We start from the raw sequence: 16,656 nt of genomic DNA, 5'->3' as shown, positions 1-16,656 counted from the left end.
GGCCGAATGTCCCATTGTCAGCGCGCGCCTCACCAGGATGGCTGCGCTATATTCGACTGCCGCGACGCCCAAGACTGAAGACATCGTAATCCGGGCATCGCCGACGAGGATCACCGGCCACGCGGCAGCAACCGGGGCGAGCCACGGGAAACCTCCCCTCATTGACGTCCCGCGCACTCAAGAGCGCTGAGCGCTGCGCCAGCCGGGCGATAATCAATTGTGCGACCGGTATGGAGACAAAGAATTGTCTTGGACCGATGTTCGCTGTGCGAACCCGCGTTCACCACCGATGCGCCAGTCTGAGCGTGAGGTAACCTGGGCGACGGTCGGGTCACGGTAGAGGCCAAGGAAGCTCATCGCGGTGCAAAGCCAGCCATGCATCGCACATCGGCAATGGGATCGCCTGTCCTGGGAGCCCGGTCGGGGCGCGCCCTTTTGCCGCGATGGAGGAGGAGGCGCTCGCCCCCTCTCCGTAGTCGGGATCAGCCGTTGAGCTTGTCCTTCAGGGCCTTGGCAGCTGCAAAACCGAGCTTGCGCGACGCGGCGATCTGCATGGGCTCGCCGGTCGAGGGATTGCGGCCTTCGCGTGCAGGGCTGTCCTTCACCTTGAACTTGCCGAAGCCGGGAAGCGAGATTTCATCTCCGTTGGCAGCGGCATCGCCGATCGCAGCGAATACATGGTCGACGATCTTCTTGGCGTCGGCCTTGGTGAAGCCGTTCGCGTTGGCAATCAGTTCAGCGAGGTCGCTGTTGTTCATCTTGGTCTCCAATTCGCGCCGACAAGCAGGCGCCCTTGCTGCGTACGAAGCGACGTACCCTGCGTCAATCGGCGCCGCGATACCGCAGCAGGCGAACGGCGCTGCAACGTCCGCCTCCGGGCCTCCGGCGCGTCGCCCGAATTTCAGCGTGAACGCTGCACCCTTTAGGCACTGCGCGACGACGGTTTCCAGTGGGGCCTGACGAAGTGGAAGCTGTAGCCACTGGGACGGGGCGGATACTTCGGTCGCCTCACCACATTCAATCGGATCGTCTGGTTCCTGCCAGGCGGCGCCCGGCGCGTATACCCCCGCACAGTAACGCTCGCTCCATTTGAATTGCAATAATATTCAATAAAGTTTCAATCAGTATTTGGGGTCCATTTGGACAACTGGGATTTTTGATCCGATTCAGTTCGTATTGATTAACGTCAATGATCAACATTGCCTATTTTGCGAAAGTAAACCAGTAAATCGGCGAGTTAGGAGTCGGAAATCATGGCGGAATTTCCAGCGCGGCTGCGACATCCATCAGGTGCGACCTTGGTGCGCGATCCAAGCCGTCTGCTACTCGCCTTTACCAGCCCGCAGCGTGCTGAATTTGTGGCGTCGGCGATCGCTGAGCTCGGCCTTGTCCTGGAAGAAGAGCGAGAAGGACCCGGCCATGATCGGCGCCGAATGGCAAGAATCAACCACACGGCGACGCGCTTCTGGGTGCGCTTCGTCCGAACCATGTCCCAGGACACGGATGTCTCGACCCAAGTCCGCGAGAAGATCGGCGATATCCTTTCCTGGGTTGGTCCGGTCTATGAGATACCTGACGGCCAAGGTCGCAATGGGCTCATGTGTCCCATCCCCAATGTCCTGCTCGTCGCTGAAACGCGCGGGGCGACAGCAACGACACGTTCCGCTGCTGCGCTGGTAAAGAGCGCTGCCGCCGAGGGTGCCCGACTGCGGGAGGACAAGGCGAAGAGTGAACATCTGCCAGGATTTCGCTATTTCGTCATCGAGAATCCGGAAGAGTGCAACGCATACGAGCTTCGTGACAGGCTTGAAAAGAACGACAAGGGTCGCGCCTTAGGACTGCGCTTCGAATCCATGCCGCTTCTCGTTCCAGCTGCCGCAATTCCGAACGACACGTTGTTCGCGCAGCAATGGGATATGACGCAGATCGACGCGCCTGACGCGTGGGACATTTCGACGGGCGACGCGGGCACGATCATATGCGTGATTGATGAAGGATGCGACCTTACGCATCCCGATCTTGCGTATTCGGGGCCCGGCATCAATCTTGGCTCGATGGCGGGCGACGGTTCGCCAACAGGCTTTCACGGGACCGCCTGCGCCGGAATTGTGGCAGGCGCCTTCAACAATTCCGCTGGCGTGGCAGGGGTCGCCGGTTCCTGCGAGATCCTTCCCGCAGCAGTCCAGAACTGGACCGACGTTGAGATCGCCGCGGGAATCACCTTTGCGACCGCGAACAGCGCCCGCGTCATTTCGATGAGCTTTGGATGGAACGGCTGGGATCACGCGATCATCGATCCAGCGATACTCAATGCATTCAATGCAGGGCTGATCATGTGCGTTGCCACCCACAACCATAATGGCGCCATTACCTATCCTGCGACCAATCCGCTGGTGATGGCCTGCGGCGCCTCGGACATGGCGGACGAACGCAAGTCACCAACCAGCCCCGATGGCGAGTGCTGGGGGTCGAATTTTGGACCGGCAGTGTCGGTTGTGGCGCCTGGCGTTCTGATCCCCTCAACTGACATCCAGGGCGCCGGAGGCTATAATGTCGATGGTACCGGCGGGAACTGGGCCTGCATCAACTATCCAAGCTTTGGCGATGCTGCCGGTGACTATGTCTCGGTCTTCGATGGTACCTCCGCCGCAACGCCTCACGTCGCAGGTCTCGCGGCGCTGTTATGCAGTACCTATCCGGCACTCACCAATGTCCAGGTTCGCCAGATCATCGAGCGAACCGCGGAAAAGACGGGTGCTACCCCCTATGTCGATACCGTCGGCCATGACAGCGGCACGTGGAACGAGCAAATGGGTTATGGTCGGATCAACTGCTTCCGTTCGCTTGATCAGGCAGACGTCATGATCCGCGACTGGGATGGTGATGATGGTACCGAGCCCTCCACGCCTCCCGGAGGCAATTTCTGGAGCTTCAGCGACATCGTCGTGCGGATCTTCGACGATGATGTGTTCGTGCCGGGCGACCCTGGGCAGTCAACATTCCTCGAACGCGGACAAGACAATTACCTCTACGTCCGGGTGGTCAATCAAGGGCCACGTGATGCGCGCAACGTCGTGGTTTCGGCCAGGCTCACACCCTTTGTCGGCACTCAGTTTGTCTATCCTTTGGACTGGACCGCGGTCGATGCGACGCATCTCAGTCCCTCTCCGATTTCGGCGGCGTTCGCGACAATCCCCGCAGGCGGCGAGGAGATTGCCAAGTTCGTTATCTCGGCTGCCCAGGTCGAGGTGCTACATTCGAATAGTTGGCATCCCTGCCTGGTCGCCTCGGTGACAGCGGACAACGACTATGCCTTTGCGACGGCATCGTTGGCCGGAACCCCGCTCGTCGTGCGGCGCAACAACCTCGCGCAGCGCAATCTTTCGGTAATCAACGTGCTGGCAGGAGCGAGCGCGAGCTTTCCGTTTCTCGCAAGTCATGTTTCCAATGCCGAGCCTACGATGGAGATTGTCGTCGAACGCGCTCGGCTTCCCCAGCACGCACGGCTGCGGCTCGCGCTTGACTCCGCAAACACTGCCTTTCTCGCAGTGGATCTGGATGGCGGCCATAGCGAATATCGAAATAACGATGACTGCGGCCAGGGACTGGAATTCCTGCAGACGACGCGCGTGCGCACGCGCTTTGGATGCTGCCCCGGCGTCCTCACCCTCGCCAAAGGGTCGCGCTTCGATTGTCTTCCCGAGCACCCGATCGACGCAGTGGACGTGGACGGCGGCGATGTCGTGCTGGTCGGTGGACAGCGCTTCGTCGAAATCCGGAATGCCGTCACCCGGATCAAGATGCAGAAGGCACCCAACCGCCTGATCCCGCTCGAACTGCGGTTCGAAGTACCTTTGGGGACAACAGCCGGCGATCGCTTCGCGGTAAACATCTCTCAGCGCAACGAAGCGCATGCAGTTGTCGGAGGCGCTCAGGCCATATTTGTCGTTCAGTAGCTACGAGGAATGTAATTTCTGCTGAAAAGATGTCGACACATGCCTCAGCGTTCAGCCTGCACCCCGGACTGGAATGGTCGATGTGACTAAAGTCTACCGTAGAGGAACGCTGCCAGCGCCAGCTGGGTCCGGGTCACGACGCCATAGCAACGCCGGGCGCCTTTGAGATATTTGGTCACCGTTTCCTCGCTGAGCCGTAGCATCACACCGATCTCCCAGTCGGCCTTGCCCTGCGCCAGCAGCCCTACGCACTCATGCTCCCTGGGCGAGAGATGCGGACGCGTATCACCATTATCGGTCTCGACGAATGCGCAAGCAGCGCCAAAAGCAAGGTAGCCCACGAGCTCTGCCCCTTTCAGTGCTCCCTCCGACAAGGGGCACCCCATCTCGGTCACGAAGGAGCAGCCCGCAGTGCGCCCCTTGGGGGGCATGAAGCGGAACCGTGAATCCTGACAAGGCCGGCACGCTTCGTATCCTCGATCTGCTGCTGCTGCGTGTGCGTGAGCCGCATCAGCCTCGGCATGTCTTCCCAGGAAAAGCCGCCAAGCCTCTGTGCCGCAATACGCTGTGCCGGATCATGGCGATGGAGTCCCGATCGCGCAAACAGCTCGACCCACTCGGCGGGATAATTCTGCACGAACAGATGGGACCGCGTGAGGCGCGCAAGGTTGCCGTGGTGGACGAGCGCGTGATAGCGCAACCCGAGCGCGCGCGCGACCTGGGCGAGCGCCAGCGCAAGATCGTCGATCGAACGCGCCTCGCGCAGTTCCCATGAATCGGGTGACAATCCGCATGGCTCGCCCGGCCCCGGTCGCGCTCATGAAATGACTGCGCGGCATGCCGGCACGGATGGCTTCCGACATTTCGACAAGGCTTAGAAATATATTGATAATATTGTTGCAGATCAGCAATATACAGAATTAGATTTGACTGCTCCAAAGGGAAAACGCTCTGTACGAACGGGCCTGACGGACAATCCTTCCGGAACGTGCTTGAGACCGGATCGGAAGATCGATTGGAAAGCGGCTGCCGCTCTTGTGTGGTGAGAACGCATGGACGGCGGCCGATCAGGTGATCGATGCATGCTGTTCTTTGTGCAAGAGAGTTTATCGACCAGATCGCGACGATCAGGACACGCCGGGGCCTCGAAGATGCGCTGATGGATGCCTGCGCGCGCATGGGGCTTAGCCATTTTGCGCTCTCGCATCATGTCGACTTCGTGCAAAATGCGAATGCGCTCAGGATCCACAATTATCCGTCCGCCTGGCAGCAATGGTATGACGACAACCATCTGGGCGTCAGCGACCCTGTCCACCGGGCCAGCCATGTCAGTGCCAATGGTTTCTACTGGCATCAAGTGCCCCGATTGATAGCGATGACCGCCGGCGATCATGCGCTTCTTGCGCGCAGCCGAGAGGCGGGGTTCGGCGACGGCATCACGATTCCTGCCAATGTGCCCGGAGAAAGGCGCGGCTCGTGCACCTTCGTGACCAGGGCTGGCGAACCGCTACCTCCCGACGCCCTCATCTGGGCGCAGACCGTCGGGCTGTTCGCCTTCGAGGCCGCGCGGCGGATTTTAAACCCGCGCTCCAGAAGGAACTGGCCTCCGATCAGCGATCGCCAGCGCGACTGTATCCTGCTTGCCGGACGCGGCGTCAGCAATGCGCAGATTGCGACCCTGCTGGGTATCGGCAAGGAGACGGTGCTCGAGCATATGCGCGAAGCCAGGGCACGCCACGGCGTGCGCACGCGCACCGAACTCGTCGTGCACCTGATCGCAAGCGGCTCGCTTTGCCTCGATGACCTGACGCGCCATGGCGACTGACTAGCCGGCCGGGCCCTCCCGACTGCCACTGCCGTCCTCTGGCTTCCGCTTCATGCCCGGCCCTCCCTATTTCTAGGGATACGCAGCAGTCACCCTGTCTGTTCGACTGGCCCTGTCATTCACGATGCAGGGACAAAGGCCATGATCCATGTGCTCGACCGGGGGCTCGAGAGGCAAGCACGCATTCTTAGGGGCATGTTCGAGGCACGCAAGCGCGTATTCGTCGACCTGCTCGGCTGGGACGTGCCCGTGCTCCACGAGCGCTACGAGATCGACGAGTTCGACGATGAACATGCGGTCTATATCGTGCTCGCCGATGAGCATGGCGGCCATCTGGGATCAGCCAGGCTCCTCGAGACGACACGACCGCACATCCTCGCCGACATATTCCCGGAGCTGTGCGGCCACGCTGTTCCGCGCGGCCCAGATATCCGGGAGATCACGCGCTTTTGCCTGGACCGCGGTCTTAATGCCGGCGGACGCCGTCAGGTTCGCAACCAGCTTGTGACCGCTATTGCCGAATATGCGCTTGCGAGCGGCATCTGCCGCTACACCTGCGTTGCGGAACGCGTCTGGCTGAAGCAGGTCATGGCATTTGGCTGGCGCTGCGCGACCATCCTGCCGGGGCCCCAGGACGAACCGCTGGCCGCGCTTTCGATCGAGATCGACGACGAAACCCCGGCCCTGCTTGCCGATAGTGGCATCTACGCCTTGCCGACGACCGAAAGCTTCACGCGCAAGGGCTCGGCTTTCAGCAGGAGCCTGTCATGAGCAGGCCATGCGAGGCCGCGGCGCGCATCGCCGAAATCCTTGAAACAGGCTGGTGCATCATCCCGAATGCACTGCCGAGCGATCTGATGGGTGCGATAGACGCAGGGCTTGGCGAAACATTCGCCCGCACCCCCTTTTCAGTGGGTGGCTTCTACGGCGAGCGAACCAAGCGGTTTGGAAGGCTGCTGCTGCGCGATGCCCGTATTGCGCAGCTTGTCGAGCATCCGCTGATCGTCGCGATCGCAAAGGCACTGCTTGGTCCATATTGCGATGCAGTCCAGCTGAACGTTGCCCAGGCGATCGAGATACATCCAGGACAGCCAGCCCAGGCGCCGCATCGCGACGAGGACATGTGGGCCGGCGAGAAGGGCAGTATCGAATATCTCGTCAATGTGATGTGGCCGTTGACACCGTTCACGCAGGAGACTGGGGCAACGCGGATCTGGCCGGGCTCGCATGGCCGCAATGCGCTTGAAGAACCCCCCGACCATGAGGGTGTGGCCGCAGAATGCTCGCCGGGTTCTGCGATCCTCTTCCTCGGCTCGACGCTCCATGGCGGCGGCGCCAATCGCAGCGCATCCCCCAGGCGCGGGATCGTGATCGGTTATTCGCTGGGCTGGCTCAAACCCTATGAGAACCCGTTCCTCGCCTATCCGCCCGCCGTCGCCCGCAATTTTTCGCCCGGGCTTGCAGCGCTTGTCGGCTATCGCCAGCACCGTCCTAATCTTGGCAATTATGAGGGACAATGCCCCTCGATCGTGCTTGGGGACGCGGTTCCGGATACGCCGGGTGCAATAGACGCGCTGCGTCCCGACCAGGCGGCGATGGTGGCCGCGCATCTGGCGCGCCAGCGCGAGTGCATGCCGGATCCTCCGGCCTCATGAGCCCTGCCGTCGTCATGGAGCGCGTCTATGATGCGCTGAAGGAGCGGCTCATGCGCGCCGAACTGCCCCCAGGCAGCCGTCTCGACCCGGTGCGACTGGCCTTCGAACTCAATGCGAGCGCAACACCGGTGAGAGATGCCCTCCACCGCCTCGTCGGCGAGCGGATGGTGCGATACTGGCCCCAGGACGGCTTCCACGCGCCGCTGTTCAGCGAAGTCGCATTACGCGAACTTTATGCCTGGCACCATGAACTAGTGTTGCTCGCGCTTCGCAGTCAGCCGGCAATTCCGAAAGGTGCGCTGGCACCGCCTCATGGCCAGTTTCGGGTGGCGCCCGAGGCCGAAGCCGCCATGACCCTCTTTGCAACGATTGCCGGTCATGCCGGAAATCTCGAACTGCGCCAGGCGCTGATCGGCGTGAATGAGCGCCTCTACATGGCAAGGCTTGCCGAAGGCGAAGCACTTGGTGACCTGTCGGGTGAAATTGCGCACATTGCAGCGCTGCTCACCGGCAATGCGCGCGCTGAACTCCGCCGGGCGCTTTCGATCTATCACAAGCGCCGGATGCGTGCGGTACCAAGGACGATCGCCATCATGCGTGCAAGGGCGGGCGCCGAGCCGTGACAGATCGCCCTCTACTCGCCGCAATCGTCGACTACGCGTCGCACCAAAAGGGATCCGCCGGTTGCCCGGCGGACCGAGGGGATAATCGGGTCTTAAGCAGAAAATATAATCCCGCCCCGTCCCCGTCGCCAGACGGTTCCCCTCCGATATGGATGCAAATGAGTGACCCGGCCCCGCCTCCACGCCTGTCCGTCGCAAAGCGGATGCGGTTTTCACCGCGTCCATCGATTTTACCCTGCAAGCCACAAGGAAGCCTTTCCATGGCCGAAAGCGACGGCGCGCCGACCGCTTCACAATGGAGTATTTCCAACACTATTGTCAGCAGTGAGGAACGGGCGCGATCTCAGCGCTCGAGCAGGGTGACGGTCATCACCTTGGCGACAAGATCCCTGCCATGATCGGTGAGAAGCAGCAGCGAGCGGCGCGCATCCCTCGCGTCAGCGAGGCGCCGCACGAGCCCCATATGCTCGAGCTGGTGCACCCAGCGCAGCGCGGTCGTCATCGGGACGGCCGAGGCAAGGCAGGCATCACTGATCGAAACATTCACCTCCCTTGCCTCGGACACGAACAGGTCGAGCAGTATGTCCCATGCCGGATCGCCAAAGAGCCCGGGTGGGAAGATCCGGTCGCGCAGCCTTCGCGAGCGGATTTCGCTCGCCGCCATCTCGACCTGCCTTTCGAGGCAGCTGGCACCCCCGATTTTCTCGCCATTTATCGACAACGCCAGTTCCGCGAGATCGATCTCGGTACCGCGCGTTTCTGCAAGCTGCGAAAGGAGGTTTGAGGCAAAGGCGAGCTGGGCGGCAATATTGCCGACGATGCGCGCGGTATCGCCGTTGCGCGCGTCCTTACGACCGGTGCTTGCCATAGATGCCCCCGTGATCCCGGAAACCATGAAACCTGCCCGGAGAGCCGCATCGTGGCGGCGCGGCTGGCGCTTCGCGCATTGACCGGACGCCCGCTTCCGTCACGCTCGCCTCTCCTTGTCGATCAGCCCGAGGCTGCGCAGGCTTTTCCATCCTGTCCGCGCGATGACGAGGTGATCGAGCACGTCGATGTCGAAGGAACCCGCAGCATTCGCAAGGCGCTGCGTGGCCGCGATATCCTCGGCGCTCGGCACCGGATCTCCGGAAGGATGATTATGCGCCACGACGATGCCGCAGGCGTTGAGTTCGAGCGCGCGCTTGACGATCACGCGTGCCGACAGCGGTGCATGATCGACATCACCCAACGCCACGATCTCGTCGCCGAGAAGCCGGTTCTGCGCATCGAGGAACAGCGCGCGCACCTGCTCGAAGGGCTGATGGGCCATTTGCGCGAAAAGATAGTCGGAAACGGCGGCACTGCCCGAGAGCACCGGCGCGCTCGCGAGCTCGGCGTGAAGCGCATGAAGCATGGCGGCCCTCACAAGACCGAGTTGGTCCGCTACGCGGGCGCTGCCGGTGAGCGCGCGCAGCCCCGAGGCGGGCGCGGCCAATATGGCTGCAAGCGATCCATAGGCCTCGAGGAGGCGCGCCGCCCAGTGCGGCGCCTCTACGGGGTCTATCGGACGGAGAAGCCTGTCCAGGAGGGATCGGCTCCGCTCAGCTTCATGCGGCGCTGATGCGCCCGCGTGGCAAGGACCAGCACCACCAGCATCGGATAGACCCAGATCGCCATCAGGAAGGCGTAGGACCAGCGCATCATCGCCGGATCGATCAGCTTCACCGCGTGAACGACCACTGCCACTCCCTGGAGCCCTGCTATCCATAAGGGCCAGAACCTTTCTGCGGTGAGTGCGAGCGCGAGCAAAGCGAGCCAGACCACCACGTCTATGATGAAGGGACCGGTCTCGACCACCGCGAAGCGCGAAGCAAAAGGCGCATAGGACAGCGTGGTGAGGATCGATCCCGATGCGATGATGGCCGCCGCGACCCGCTCGGGAGCGCCGCCTCGCATCCATGCATAGGCAAAGGTGGCGATCAGCAGCACATAGAACAGATAGACCCGCATGGCTTGACCGGACCATCGTCTCGAGCTCCGGTCAAGCCATCAGTTCAGCCACCCGAAACGACCCTGAGCCGGCTGGCATCGCCCGCGGTATCGGGAAGTGGCGGGCAATCCGACCCGTCCCCGATCGCGAAGGAGTCGAGCCCCGCCTGATGGCGCGCACCGGCGAGGTCTTCATGGGCCGCGACAAGGCGGCCGCGCAACTGCATTGCGAGCGCCATGGCTTCGCCGGCATTGGCAAAAGCGCCCTGCCCCACGGCTGCGGATATGTTGGTGGCAATGCGCGCCTGGCTGAGCCCCGAGATGAGCTGCGCGATCTGGCCGACCATCATGTCAGCCGCACGCTCGGTTTCCTTGATGTCGGTCGCGATCCTGCGCGCCATGGACAGGCGTTGATTGAGCATGAATACCTCCCTTGGCCGGTCGCCCACGCGGCCGGACATCCGGTTGACTTCGGTGTTCAGGCGTCGGTGGCGATCGCGCTCACGATCCGGCCGATTGTCTCGGCGGTACTTGCCAGCATTGCCAGCGATACGATGGTCGCGATCATGATCACCAGGATCCAGACCAGCCGCTCGGCCGGCGTGAGAGGGTTGCCCCGTCGTCCGTCGATCGGAAGAGGCAGTCGCCACCGCTTCTGGTCCAGGCTGGCGAACGGCGCTCGCCGTTCGCGTAGTTTCTCCTGGCCGTCGGCGACCAGCTGGACTGCATCCCCGGCCGACGAGACACCGGATAAGCGCTGTTCACCCGGTTCGGCAAGCCATGGCGATTGGGTAACTAAATATTGGGTAGAGCCGGGCCGCTCGAATTCGACAAGCATCCGCGCCGCTTCGTGGCGGCTGTTCACGCCCAATATGCCCATCGCCAGCTTCACATGCGTGTCGACAGTCTGGGACGAGAGCTTCAGCTCACGCGCGATCTCCTTGGAGGACATGGGCCGCGCAACGAGTCTGAGGCAGTTGCGCTGCATGTTTGTCAGCTCGTTGATTCGTGCGCTTTCCACATCGGTCTCGTTATCACGTTATCGCCTTCGCCCGCGTTACGAAAATTCCCCCATTGTTGCGTAGTCGCAATGAATCGCGGACCGGTTCGGCGGGACGGCGATGCAAAGCATTGCACGGCACAGTTAGCCGCATTACCCCGCAAATGCCGTGCCGACCGTACAGGCCGTACCGGTCCCGCCGTCGCTCGGGTCATTGAACTAAGCGGGACCGGGCTGCACGACGATGCAGCGACGGATTTCTGGCGCAGCAGCAGCGATTGTGCAACTACTTCATGGGGTTACCGCGCATGCGTCCGGGCAAGCGCGCATGTGCCGGCCCGTGCGGGAAAGAAAATGACGCGATCACAAGCGGTCGTGGGTTGCCAGTTGAGGCGCGCCGGGTGATGAGGCCATCCATGCTCGCCCGGATCGACCACTGGATCGGCAGGACGCTGTTCGTGCCGCTCATTATCAGGCTCTGCCATGCAACGCGCCAGAGCCAGTTCGCGATTGCCCGCCTGTTCTGGTTTGCCGCGATGCTGAGCGGTCTTTACCGTGCCGATCACTGGTTCGACTATGTCCTTTTCGGGCTCGGCAGTTTCTTCATGATGCTGACCGCTTCGCTGCGCGCTGACTGGCCGACCAGGAGCAGCCTCGCATTCCGTATCCTGGCGCTCATGATGCTCGGGCTTCGCCTGGCGACGATCATCGCGGGAGGCGAGATGCGCGGCCTCGAATTCTGGCTATTCGTGCTTATTGCCGAATATGCGGCGACCATCCGGACGCTGCCGCCAAGGAAATCCGAAGCGCAGGCACGCCGTTCCGCCGAGGCGAGCGCATGATGCTCGGACTGGTGATGGCGGCAGCGCTTTCGGGATGCCTCGCAACCGACGGCGATTCCATTCGCTGCGGGAAGGAACGCATCCGCCTGGTCGGAATCGATGCGCCTGAAATGGGCCGCTGCCCGCCACAGCGCAAATGCGCCCAAGGTGACCCGGTCGCCGCCCGCGACAATCTCGCCCGCGCGATCGCCGGGCGCACCATCAGGGTCGAGCGAATCAAGCAGGATCGATATGGCCGCACCGTCGCCGCCGTGAGCGTATCGGCCGGCAATTTGTCCTGCATCCAGCTCGGGCGCGGCCATGCGGTCTATCGGCGCGACTGGGATGATGGACTGAGGATCGCGCGCACCTGCCCTGGATCCATCCGGCGCTGAGCTCGCCGGCATGACTTTCTTAACCTCGGCGCGCCCATGAGACGGCTGAGGAGAGGAAGCTCATGAAACGCATCGCCTGGGGCTTGGTCCTGCTCGCGCTGCCCATGGTCGCATCGGCGCATGGCGGCGGGCTGGACGCCAAGGGATGCCATCATGACAGGAAGCGTGGCGGATATCATTGTCACCGGCCGGAACAGCCAGACCAGTCGGTCGCATCCCGGCCTGCGGGAGGCTCAGGCGCTTACCGCAACTGCAGCGCAGCGCGCGCGGCGGGTGCAGCCCCCGTCAGGCGGGGAGAGCCTGGCTATGGCCGCCATCTCGACCGCGATGGCGACGGCATTGGTTGCGAGTGAGCCCGGCTAGCCGAGAATCGGTCCCAGGTAATCTCGCTTTCCCATGGGCACGCTCTTGATCCCTAAAAGCTCACAGGCGGTCGTCACATGGAAATAGAATTTGGGCAGCGCGAACGCGAGGAATTGGTCTTCGCGTCGAAGCCGTGGGCGGCCCCGGCGTCGGCAGCTCGATGGTCGCATTCTCGCGGCGGTCCATCGCGCAGGGCCGGCACGGACTCGAGTCATGCGATGGTGGTTGCGATCCGCGCCTTGAGCTACCGAAGCTCTGCTCATTGTCCGCAAAGGAAGGCGCCTCGAGACCGGCGACGCGCGCAGCAGCGAACCGGGCGGAGTCCCTCGCGCGCTGGACCTGGGCGGTTAAGGGCGCCATGTCGGAGATGAGCCGCGCGCCGAGCAATGCGGTATGTGCCGTGTCACGCTCATTGGCGAAGGCGTGCCCCTTTTCGAGCAGACGCCCAAGATTGCGAAGTGCCGAGATGAAAACGGGAATGCTGACGTCATAGAGCCATAGTGACATGGTTATCGAGTGTCCCTTGAAGAATGATTCAGCCGTGGCGTCCGATGGATAGTCGAACGTGATCCGGGCTGCGATCCTCCCAAGGGGATGCATTTGGCGCGTCGCCGGCCTAGCGTACGGGTCCATGAAAAGAGATCGCGGCGTCATCGTCGAATTCTGCATCCTGGCACTGCTCATCGGCGGATCGCTGCTCTGGTGGCTGTTCGAGGGCGCAGGCGCGTGGCTAGCTGGTTCATTCTTGCGCCTTTTTCAATGACCGCTAGCCGTGAGCTTTCGATAGGTTGTTCACGGTCCCGGCCGAGCAGACTGAGGTTGGGACACTTCGGCTCTCGGGAGGACCAGATGAACATGCACAAGAATGCCCGGAACCTCTTCGGCGACGCCACAGGTAGCAGGCTGTCTCGGCCTGCTAACCTCCGCCTGCCTCGCGAGCGGAAACCCGATTTGTTCCTGCCCGGATACAGGAAGCGATCGAGAGGAGCGCCCAGCGCATAGCCGGCCCGGGGCCCGACAAGGAAATCCACTTCGGATCGGGTCGCGTCCATGTTTTCGTGGCTTATAGCTATGGCTAGTCCACGGGTTGGTGGTAGGCCCAGGCAGTTGGGGCTGAGCTTGCAAACACGGATCCCGGCTCCGGGCGGTCAAGCAACGTTGCCGTGCCCTGCCCTCGTCGACCCGACATTGATCTAGAGTGAGCAGGTGCCCCTGGATGCGTGAGGACAAGTGCGCTCCCCGGGTTGGCGCCGAAGCCGCTCGTCATGACGCGGCCTGCCCCCGTCGATCTTGCGACCTCGGCCCTGTCGATGCCGGCGCCCGTCGCAGCGCCACCCGCCCCTTCAACCTCTGGTCGTCGGTAACGCCGGTTCCGGCGGAACAAACTCATGTGCCTCTGGTTGATCTCGTATCACCAGAAAACGCATGGGGTTTCCTGAGCGCGGGGTGCGTTTAGAGCAGTAAGGAGTAGCACCCGTGGTTTCCTTGACCACTACGGAAATTGTCCTTGGCCTGCTTGTCTTGCTATTTGCAGCAGCACTGTTGGGCCTTTTGATCAACAGCCGGCGAAGCGCCAAACTGCAGTCCCGCTTTGGCCCTGAATATTCCCAAGCGCTGCATGACACAGGCGACAGGCACAAGGCGGAGGCGGTGCTGCGAAAGCGCGAAAAGCGGGTGGCGACATTCAAGATCCATCCGTTACCGCCTGTGAAGCGCGAGGAATTCATCAATGGATGGCGCAATGTTCAGTCACGATTTGTCGACGACCCGTCCGCGGCCATTGGTGAGGCCGACAAACTGCTTCGTGATGTGATGCACGTGAGCGGCTATCCGGTGTCCAACTTTGAACAGCGCGCAGCAGACCTTTCGGTGGACCACGGTTCGGTGGTCGAAAACTACCGCGCGGGGCATGACATCGCTTTGCGGCACGAGCAGGACGGTGCGAGTACCGAGGAATTGCGACAGGCAATGATCCACTATCGCGCGCTCTTCGATGATCTGGTCAACGAGCCCGACACGAGCCCCGTACCTGACATGAGAAAGGAGAAGAACCGTGGCTAGGGAACGCGATTTCGAGTCGGCGCCCGCAGAAGATCCGACGATTGTGGACCTGGAAGGTCGGTCGGCGCCTGCATTTCGTGAGGGCATGGAGGGCGAGCCGCCTGATGACCTGCGCACAGACGTACAGGCAGCGCTTTTTCCCCCGCAAGAGGCAGATGATTTTAGAAAGCGTTGGGAACTGATTCAGGCAGGATTTGTAGATGAGCCCCGGCGAGCCGTAGAAGATGCAGACGCTCTTGTGGCGGCCGCGATGGAGCGCTTGACCAATGTTTTCGCCGAGGAACGCTCGCATCTCGAGGGCCAATGGGATCGCGGCGATGAGGTGTCGACCGAAGATCTTCGGCTCAGCCTGCAGCGGTATCGGTCCTTCTTCGGACGCCTCCTGTCGGTTTAATCAGCGCAACGCAATTCGACCGTTTGGTTGGAAGCTACTGCTGATCTGAAGCTGTGGTCCGCTAGAAGTTCCTAGTCGCGACGCGCTTGCTATCGCTTACGCGCAAGTTGCGAGATTGATTCCAACAAGCGCTGGCATAGTTTGCGATTTCGGACTTAGATAGTCAGACGAGAACAGCGGCGTTGAATGTGACTTTCCAGAAGCTGGTTTCCACTCCCTCTACCCCGAAGTCATTGTCGTTGACGAGCAGCAATTCGGTCGGTGACAGGACTGCCATGCCCTCTAGGTCGGCAACAAGTTCCGGCACATCGTCGCTGGTCAGCAGCAATTGCTTGTGCAGGGTGGGTAAAACAAATTCGTCACTGTCCGCACTGAGCTGCTCGATGGTCGGACGCGTGGCGACACTAAGGTGCTCCGGGCTCAGGGCGAAATTTTCCGAAATTGCGCAGCGATATATCTTTGTCGTTTCGGAGCCACGCTCGAGCACGAGCAGCGTCTCATCTGCAAGCCAGGCTATCTCGCTCACCTTTATGTCCTCGCGTTCAAACGCGCCGCGCGCCCGATCACGGAGAAATGTTTCAGGCGGATCGAGGGGATAGAGATATTGTGCTGCAATGGCTCCAGTCGCTGCGTCAAGCTGCCAGAGCCGAACATGGCGCGCTTTCCTGTGCGTTGCTTCGTCGGGATGCGCGAGCGGACTCTGGAACGCAAGAAACAGCCATTTCGTGTCAGCCGAGAGAGCTAGCGCCTCAAAGCCACGATTGAGCTGCCGTTTGCCGGCAATCGCGGGAAGGACGGCATGTGCCGAGCGCATGCCGTCGAGATTGGCATTTTCAGGCACAAGCCTCAGGACCACCTTGCCCTGCGCATCGACGCGCACCAGCGACGGGCCGAACTCGTCTCCAACCCAGAAGCTTCCATCGTCCATCGCGACGACGCCTTCGGTATCGAGCCCGTCCGGATCCGGACGAAGCGGTCTTCCCTTGAGATCGAACACTGGCTCCGCGAGCACATGATCACTGGACGGCATCGGCAGGCCGGAAACCGGCATGCCATTCTCGTCGGCAAGTCGAAGGGTCCGAACGATCTCGACCTTGCCGTCGGCCACTCGCAGTTGGGCAAGCGCCGGTCCTATATCGACGCGGGGCATGATCTTGGCACCGCTCAGCCCCGCCAGCGATTCCAGCCCGCGCAAACCGTATCGCTTCACGGCCGTCTTGACCTTCATGTTCGGTCCGCGGTCGCCGATCGCCCATAGATCTCCGGAAGGATCGCCCACCCGGCGCGTCAATCCTGAGCCGAAGCCGCTGCTGATCGTCATCGCACCCGCCGGAAACGCGATTTCGCCCAGGACCGGGTCCTGCCAGGCGAGACGCTCGACAGAGTATGGAGTGTGTGGTTTGGAACCGTGCGTCATGGCAACCCGTGTAGCCGAGATCGGGGCCAAGTAACCATCGGGGGCGAGAATTCCCGACATTTTGCAGCGGCGGTCGATCGGCTGGTTGCGGCCGCTCCCGACCGTTCAGAACGCGTTGTCCGCCGCCTGGAACCAGTCATGCATTCATGAAGCCGCAGGTAACCGCTTGGGGGGG

21 protein-coding genes are annotated in these 16,656 nt (G+C 61.9%); 10 read left to right on the top strand and 11 right to left on the bottom strand.

What is annotated here, in order from left to right:
* Positions 1-482: 482 nt before the first annotated feature.
* Complete coding sequence (locus AC3WJD_RS15565) at positions 483-758, bottom strand: HU family DNA-binding protein (protein WP_492747633.1); 276 nt, start codon at positions 756-758, stop codon at positions 483-485.
* A gap of 495 nt (positions 759-1,253) precedes the next feature.
* Between AC3WJD_RS15565 and AC3WJD_RS15560 the strand changes: the two genes are divergently transcribed.
* Complete coding sequence (locus tag AC3WJD_RS15560) at positions 1,254-3,956, top strand: S8 family serine peptidase (RefSeq protein WP_492747609.1); 2,703 nt, start codon at positions 1,254-1,256, stop codon at positions 3,954-3,956.
* 86 nt (positions 3,957-4,042) lie between these two features.
* On the opposite strand, the gene AC3WJD_RS15555 is transcribed toward AC3WJD_RS15560, so the two are convergent.
* Positions 4,043-4,297, bottom strand: coding sequence for a helix-turn-helix domain-containing protein (locus tag AC3WJD_RS15555; protein WP_492747608.1), 255 nt, complete (start codon positions 4,295-4,297; stop codon positions 4,043-4,045).
* Positions 4,298-4,347: 50 nt separating this feature from the next.
* Positions 4,348-4,656, bottom strand: coding sequence for an autoinducer binding domain-containing protein (locus AC3WJD_RS15550; protein ID WP_492747632.1), 309 nt, complete (start codon positions 4,654-4,656; stop codon positions 4,348-4,350).
* Between the two features lie 378 nt (positions 4,657-5,034).
* On the opposite strand from AC3WJD_RS15550, the gene AC3WJD_RS15545 reads away from it, so the two are divergent.
* The 4 genes from AC3WJD_RS15545 to AC3WJD_RS15530 all read left to right on the top strand — a co-directional run bounded on the left by AC3WJD_RS15545 (position 5,035) and on the right by AC3WJD_RS15530 (position 8,059).
* Positions 5,035-5,781 (top strand): helix-turn-helix transcriptional regulator, encoded by a 747-nt coding sequence (locus AC3WJD_RS15545; protein ID WP_492747607.1) that lies wholly within the window; start codon positions 5,035-5,037, stop codon positions 5,779-5,781.
* A 141-nt stretch (positions 5,782-5,922) separates the two neighbouring features.
* The gene (locus tag AC3WJD_RS15540) at positions 5,923-6,552 is read left to right on the top strand and encodes an acyl-homoserine-lactone synthase (protein WP_492747606.1); all 630 of its coding nucleotides are present in this window, start codon (positions 5,923-5,925) and stop codon (positions 6,550-6,552) included.
* Positions 6,549-7,436 (top strand): phytanoyl-CoA dioxygenase family protein, encoded by an 888-nt coding sequence (locus AC3WJD_RS15535; RefSeq protein ID WP_492747605.1) that lies wholly within the window; start codon positions 6,549-6,551, stop codon positions 7,434-7,436. Before AC3WJD_RS15540 ends, AC3WJD_RS15535 begins: the two co-directional genes overlap by 4 nt.
* Positions 7,433-8,059 carry a GntR family transcriptional regulator gene (locus AC3WJD_RS15530; RefSeq protein WP_492747604.1) on the top strand — a complete coding sequence of 209 codons (627 nt, stop codon included), beginning with the start codon at positions 7,433-7,435 and terminating at the stop codon, positions 8,057-8,059. Before AC3WJD_RS15535 ends, AC3WJD_RS15530 begins: the two co-directional genes overlap by 4 nt.
* Before the next feature lie 343 nt (positions 8,060-8,402).
* Here the strand turns inward: AC3WJD_RS15530 and AC3WJD_RS15525 are convergent, their stop codons facing one another.
* The 5 genes from AC3WJD_RS15525 to AC3WJD_RS15505 all read right to left on the bottom strand — a co-directional run bounded on the left by AC3WJD_RS15525 (position 8,403) and on the right by AC3WJD_RS15505 (position 11,051).
* Positions 8,403-8,927 carry a hypothetical protein gene (locus AC3WJD_RS15525; RefSeq protein WP_492747603.1) on the bottom strand — a complete coding sequence of 175 codons (525 nt, stop codon included), beginning with the start codon at positions 8,925-8,927 and terminating at the stop codon, positions 8,403-8,405.
* Positions 8,928-9,026: 99 nt separating this feature from the next.
* Positions 9,027-9,536: a JAB domain-containing protein gene (locus AC3WJD_RS15520; RefSeq protein WP_492747602.1), complete on the bottom strand. Its 510-nt coding sequence runs from the start codon at positions 9,534-9,536 to the stop codon at positions 9,027-9,029.
* Positions 9,537-9,601: 65 nt separating this feature from the next.
* Positions 9,602-10,051: a hypothetical protein gene (locus tag AC3WJD_RS15515; RefSeq protein WP_492747601.1), complete on the bottom strand. Its 450-nt coding sequence runs from the start codon at positions 10,049-10,051 to the stop codon at positions 9,602-9,604.
* 44 nt (positions 10,052-10,095) lie between these two features.
* Positions 10,096-10,452 (bottom strand): hypothetical protein, encoded by a 357-nt coding sequence (locus tag AC3WJD_RS15510; RefSeq protein ID WP_492747600.1) that lies wholly within the window; start codon positions 10,450-10,452, stop codon positions 10,096-10,098.
* A 56-nt stretch (positions 10,453-10,508) separates the two neighbouring features.
* A complete protein-coding gene (locus AC3WJD_RS15505; protein WP_492747599.1) occupies positions 10,509-11,051 on the bottom strand; it encodes a helix-turn-helix domain-containing protein in 543 nt (180 codons plus the stop codon).
* Positions 11,052-11,446: 395 nt separating this feature from the next.
* Between AC3WJD_RS15505 and AC3WJD_RS15500 the strand changes: the two genes are divergently transcribed.
* From AC3WJD_RS15500 to AC3WJD_RS15490, 3 genes are all read left to right on the top strand, one after another.
* On the top strand, positions 11,447-11,872 hold the full coding sequence (locus tag AC3WJD_RS15500) for a hypothetical protein (RefSeq protein WP_492747598.1): 426 nt from the start codon (positions 11,447-11,449) through the stop codon (positions 11,870-11,872).
* On the top strand, positions 11,869-12,246 hold the full coding sequence (locus tag AC3WJD_RS15495; protein ID WP_492747597.1) for a thermonuclease family protein: 378 nt from the start codon (positions 11,869-11,871) through the stop codon (positions 12,244-12,246). The genes AC3WJD_RS15500 and AC3WJD_RS15495 overlap by 4 nt, the downstream gene beginning before the upstream one ends.
* A gap of 62 nt (positions 12,247-12,308) precedes the next feature.
* A complete protein-coding gene (locus AC3WJD_RS15490; RefSeq protein ID WP_492747596.1) occupies positions 12,309-12,599 on the top strand; it encodes an excalibur calcium-binding domain-containing protein in 291 nt (96 codons plus the stop codon).
* A 6-nt stretch (positions 12,600-12,605) separates the two neighbouring features.
* Here AC3WJD_RS15490 and AC3WJD_RS15485 read toward each other — a convergent pair whose 3' ends face one another.
* Positions 12,606-12,707 (bottom strand): DUF1993 family protein, encoded by a 102-nt coding sequence (locus AC3WJD_RS15485; protein WP_492747631.1) that lies wholly within the window; start codon positions 12,705-12,707, stop codon positions 12,606-12,608.
* Complete coding sequence (locus AC3WJD_RS15480; RefSeq protein WP_492747630.1) at positions 12,670-13,116, bottom strand: DUF1993 family protein; 447 nt, start codon at positions 13,114-13,116, stop codon at positions 12,670-12,672. Before AC3WJD_RS15480 ends, AC3WJD_RS15485 begins: the two co-directional genes overlap by 38 nt.
* A 969-nt stretch (positions 13,117-14,085) precedes the next feature.
* Between AC3WJD_RS15480 and AC3WJD_RS15475 the strand changes: the two genes are divergently transcribed.
* Together AC3WJD_RS15475 and AC3WJD_RS15470 are read left to right on the top strand one after the other, a co-directional pair.
* Positions 14,086-14,670 (top strand): hypothetical protein, encoded by a 585-nt coding sequence (locus AC3WJD_RS15475; protein WP_492747595.1) that lies wholly within the window; start codon positions 14,086-14,088, stop codon positions 14,668-14,670.
* Positions 14,663-15,064 carry a hypothetical protein gene (locus AC3WJD_RS15470; protein WP_492747594.1) on the top strand — a complete coding sequence of 134 codons (402 nt, stop codon included), beginning with the start codon at positions 14,663-14,665 and terminating at the stop codon, positions 15,062-15,064. The genes AC3WJD_RS15475 and AC3WJD_RS15470 overlap by 8 nt, the downstream gene beginning before the upstream one ends.
* A 163-nt stretch (positions 15,065-15,227) precedes the next feature.
* Here the strand turns inward: AC3WJD_RS15470 and AC3WJD_RS15465 are convergent, their stop codons facing one another.
* Positions 15,228-16,481 (bottom strand): esterase-like activity of phytase family protein, encoded by a 1,254-nt coding sequence (locus AC3WJD_RS15465; RefSeq protein WP_492747593.1) that lies wholly within the window; start codon positions 16,479-16,481, stop codon positions 15,228-15,230.
* Positions 16,482-16,656: the final 175 nt, after the last annotated feature.

This window comes from Sphingobium sp. FW306-1B-F04DB (assembly GCF_058781925.1).
This window is presented reverse-complemented; position numbering and strand designations above follow the sequence as displayed.

Excerpts from the sequence above, each read along its gene's own strand:
- AC3WJD_RS15565 (WP_492747633.1), bottom strand. The coding sequence starts at position 758 with ATGAACAACAGCGACCTCGCTGAACTGATTGCCAACGCGAACGGCTTC.
- AC3WJD_RS15560 (WP_492747609.1), top strand. The coding sequence starts at position 1,254 with ATGGCGGAATTTCCAGCGCGGCTGCGACATCCATCAGGTGCGACCTTG.
- AC3WJD_RS15545 (WP_492747607.1), top strand. The coding sequence starts at position 5,035 with ATGCATGCTGTTCTTTGTGCAAGAGAGTTTATCGACCAGATCGCGACG.
- AC3WJD_RS15540 (WP_492747606.1), top strand. The coding sequence starts at position 5,923 with ATGATCCATGTGCTCGACCGGGGGCTCGAGAGGCAAGCACGCATTCTT.
- AC3WJD_RS15535 (WP_492747605.1), top strand. The coding sequence starts at position 6,549 with ATGAGCAGGCCATGCGAGGCCGCGGCGCGCATCGCCGAAATCCTTGAA.
- AC3WJD_RS15530 (WP_492747604.1), top strand. The coding sequence starts at position 7,433 with ATGAGCCCTGCCGTCGTCATGGAGCGCGTCTATGATGCGCTGAAGGAG.
- AC3WJD_RS15525 (WP_492747603.1), bottom strand. The coding sequence starts at position 8,927 with ATGGCAAGCACCGGTCGTAAGGACGCGCGCAACGGCGATACCGCGCGC.
- AC3WJD_RS15515 (WP_492747601.1), bottom strand. The coding sequence starts at position 10,051 with ATGCGGGTCTATCTGTTCTATGTGCTGCTGATCGCCACCTTTGCCTAT.
- AC3WJD_RS15510 (WP_492747600.1), bottom strand. The coding sequence starts at position 10,452 with ATGCTCAATCAACGCCTGTCCATGGCGCGCAGGATCGCGACCGACATC.
- AC3WJD_RS15500 (WP_492747598.1), top strand. The coding sequence starts at position 11,447 with ATGCTCGCCCGGATCGACCACTGGATCGGCAGGACGCTGTTCGTGCCG.
- AC3WJD_RS15495 (WP_492747597.1), top strand. The coding sequence starts at position 11,869 with ATGATGCTCGGACTGGTGATGGCGGCAGCGCTTTCGGGATGCCTCGCA.
- AC3WJD_RS15490 (WP_492747596.1), top strand. The coding sequence starts at position 12,309 with ATGAAACGCATCGCCTGGGGCTTGGTCCTGCTCGCGCTGCCCATGGTC.
- AC3WJD_RS15480 (WP_492747630.1), bottom strand. The coding sequence starts at position 13,116 with ATGTCACTATGGCTCTATGACGTCAGCATTCCCGTTTTCATCTCGGCA.
- AC3WJD_RS15465 (WP_492747593.1), bottom strand. The coding sequence starts at position 16,481 with ATGACGCACGGTTCCAAACCACACACTCCATACTCTGTCGAGCGTCTC.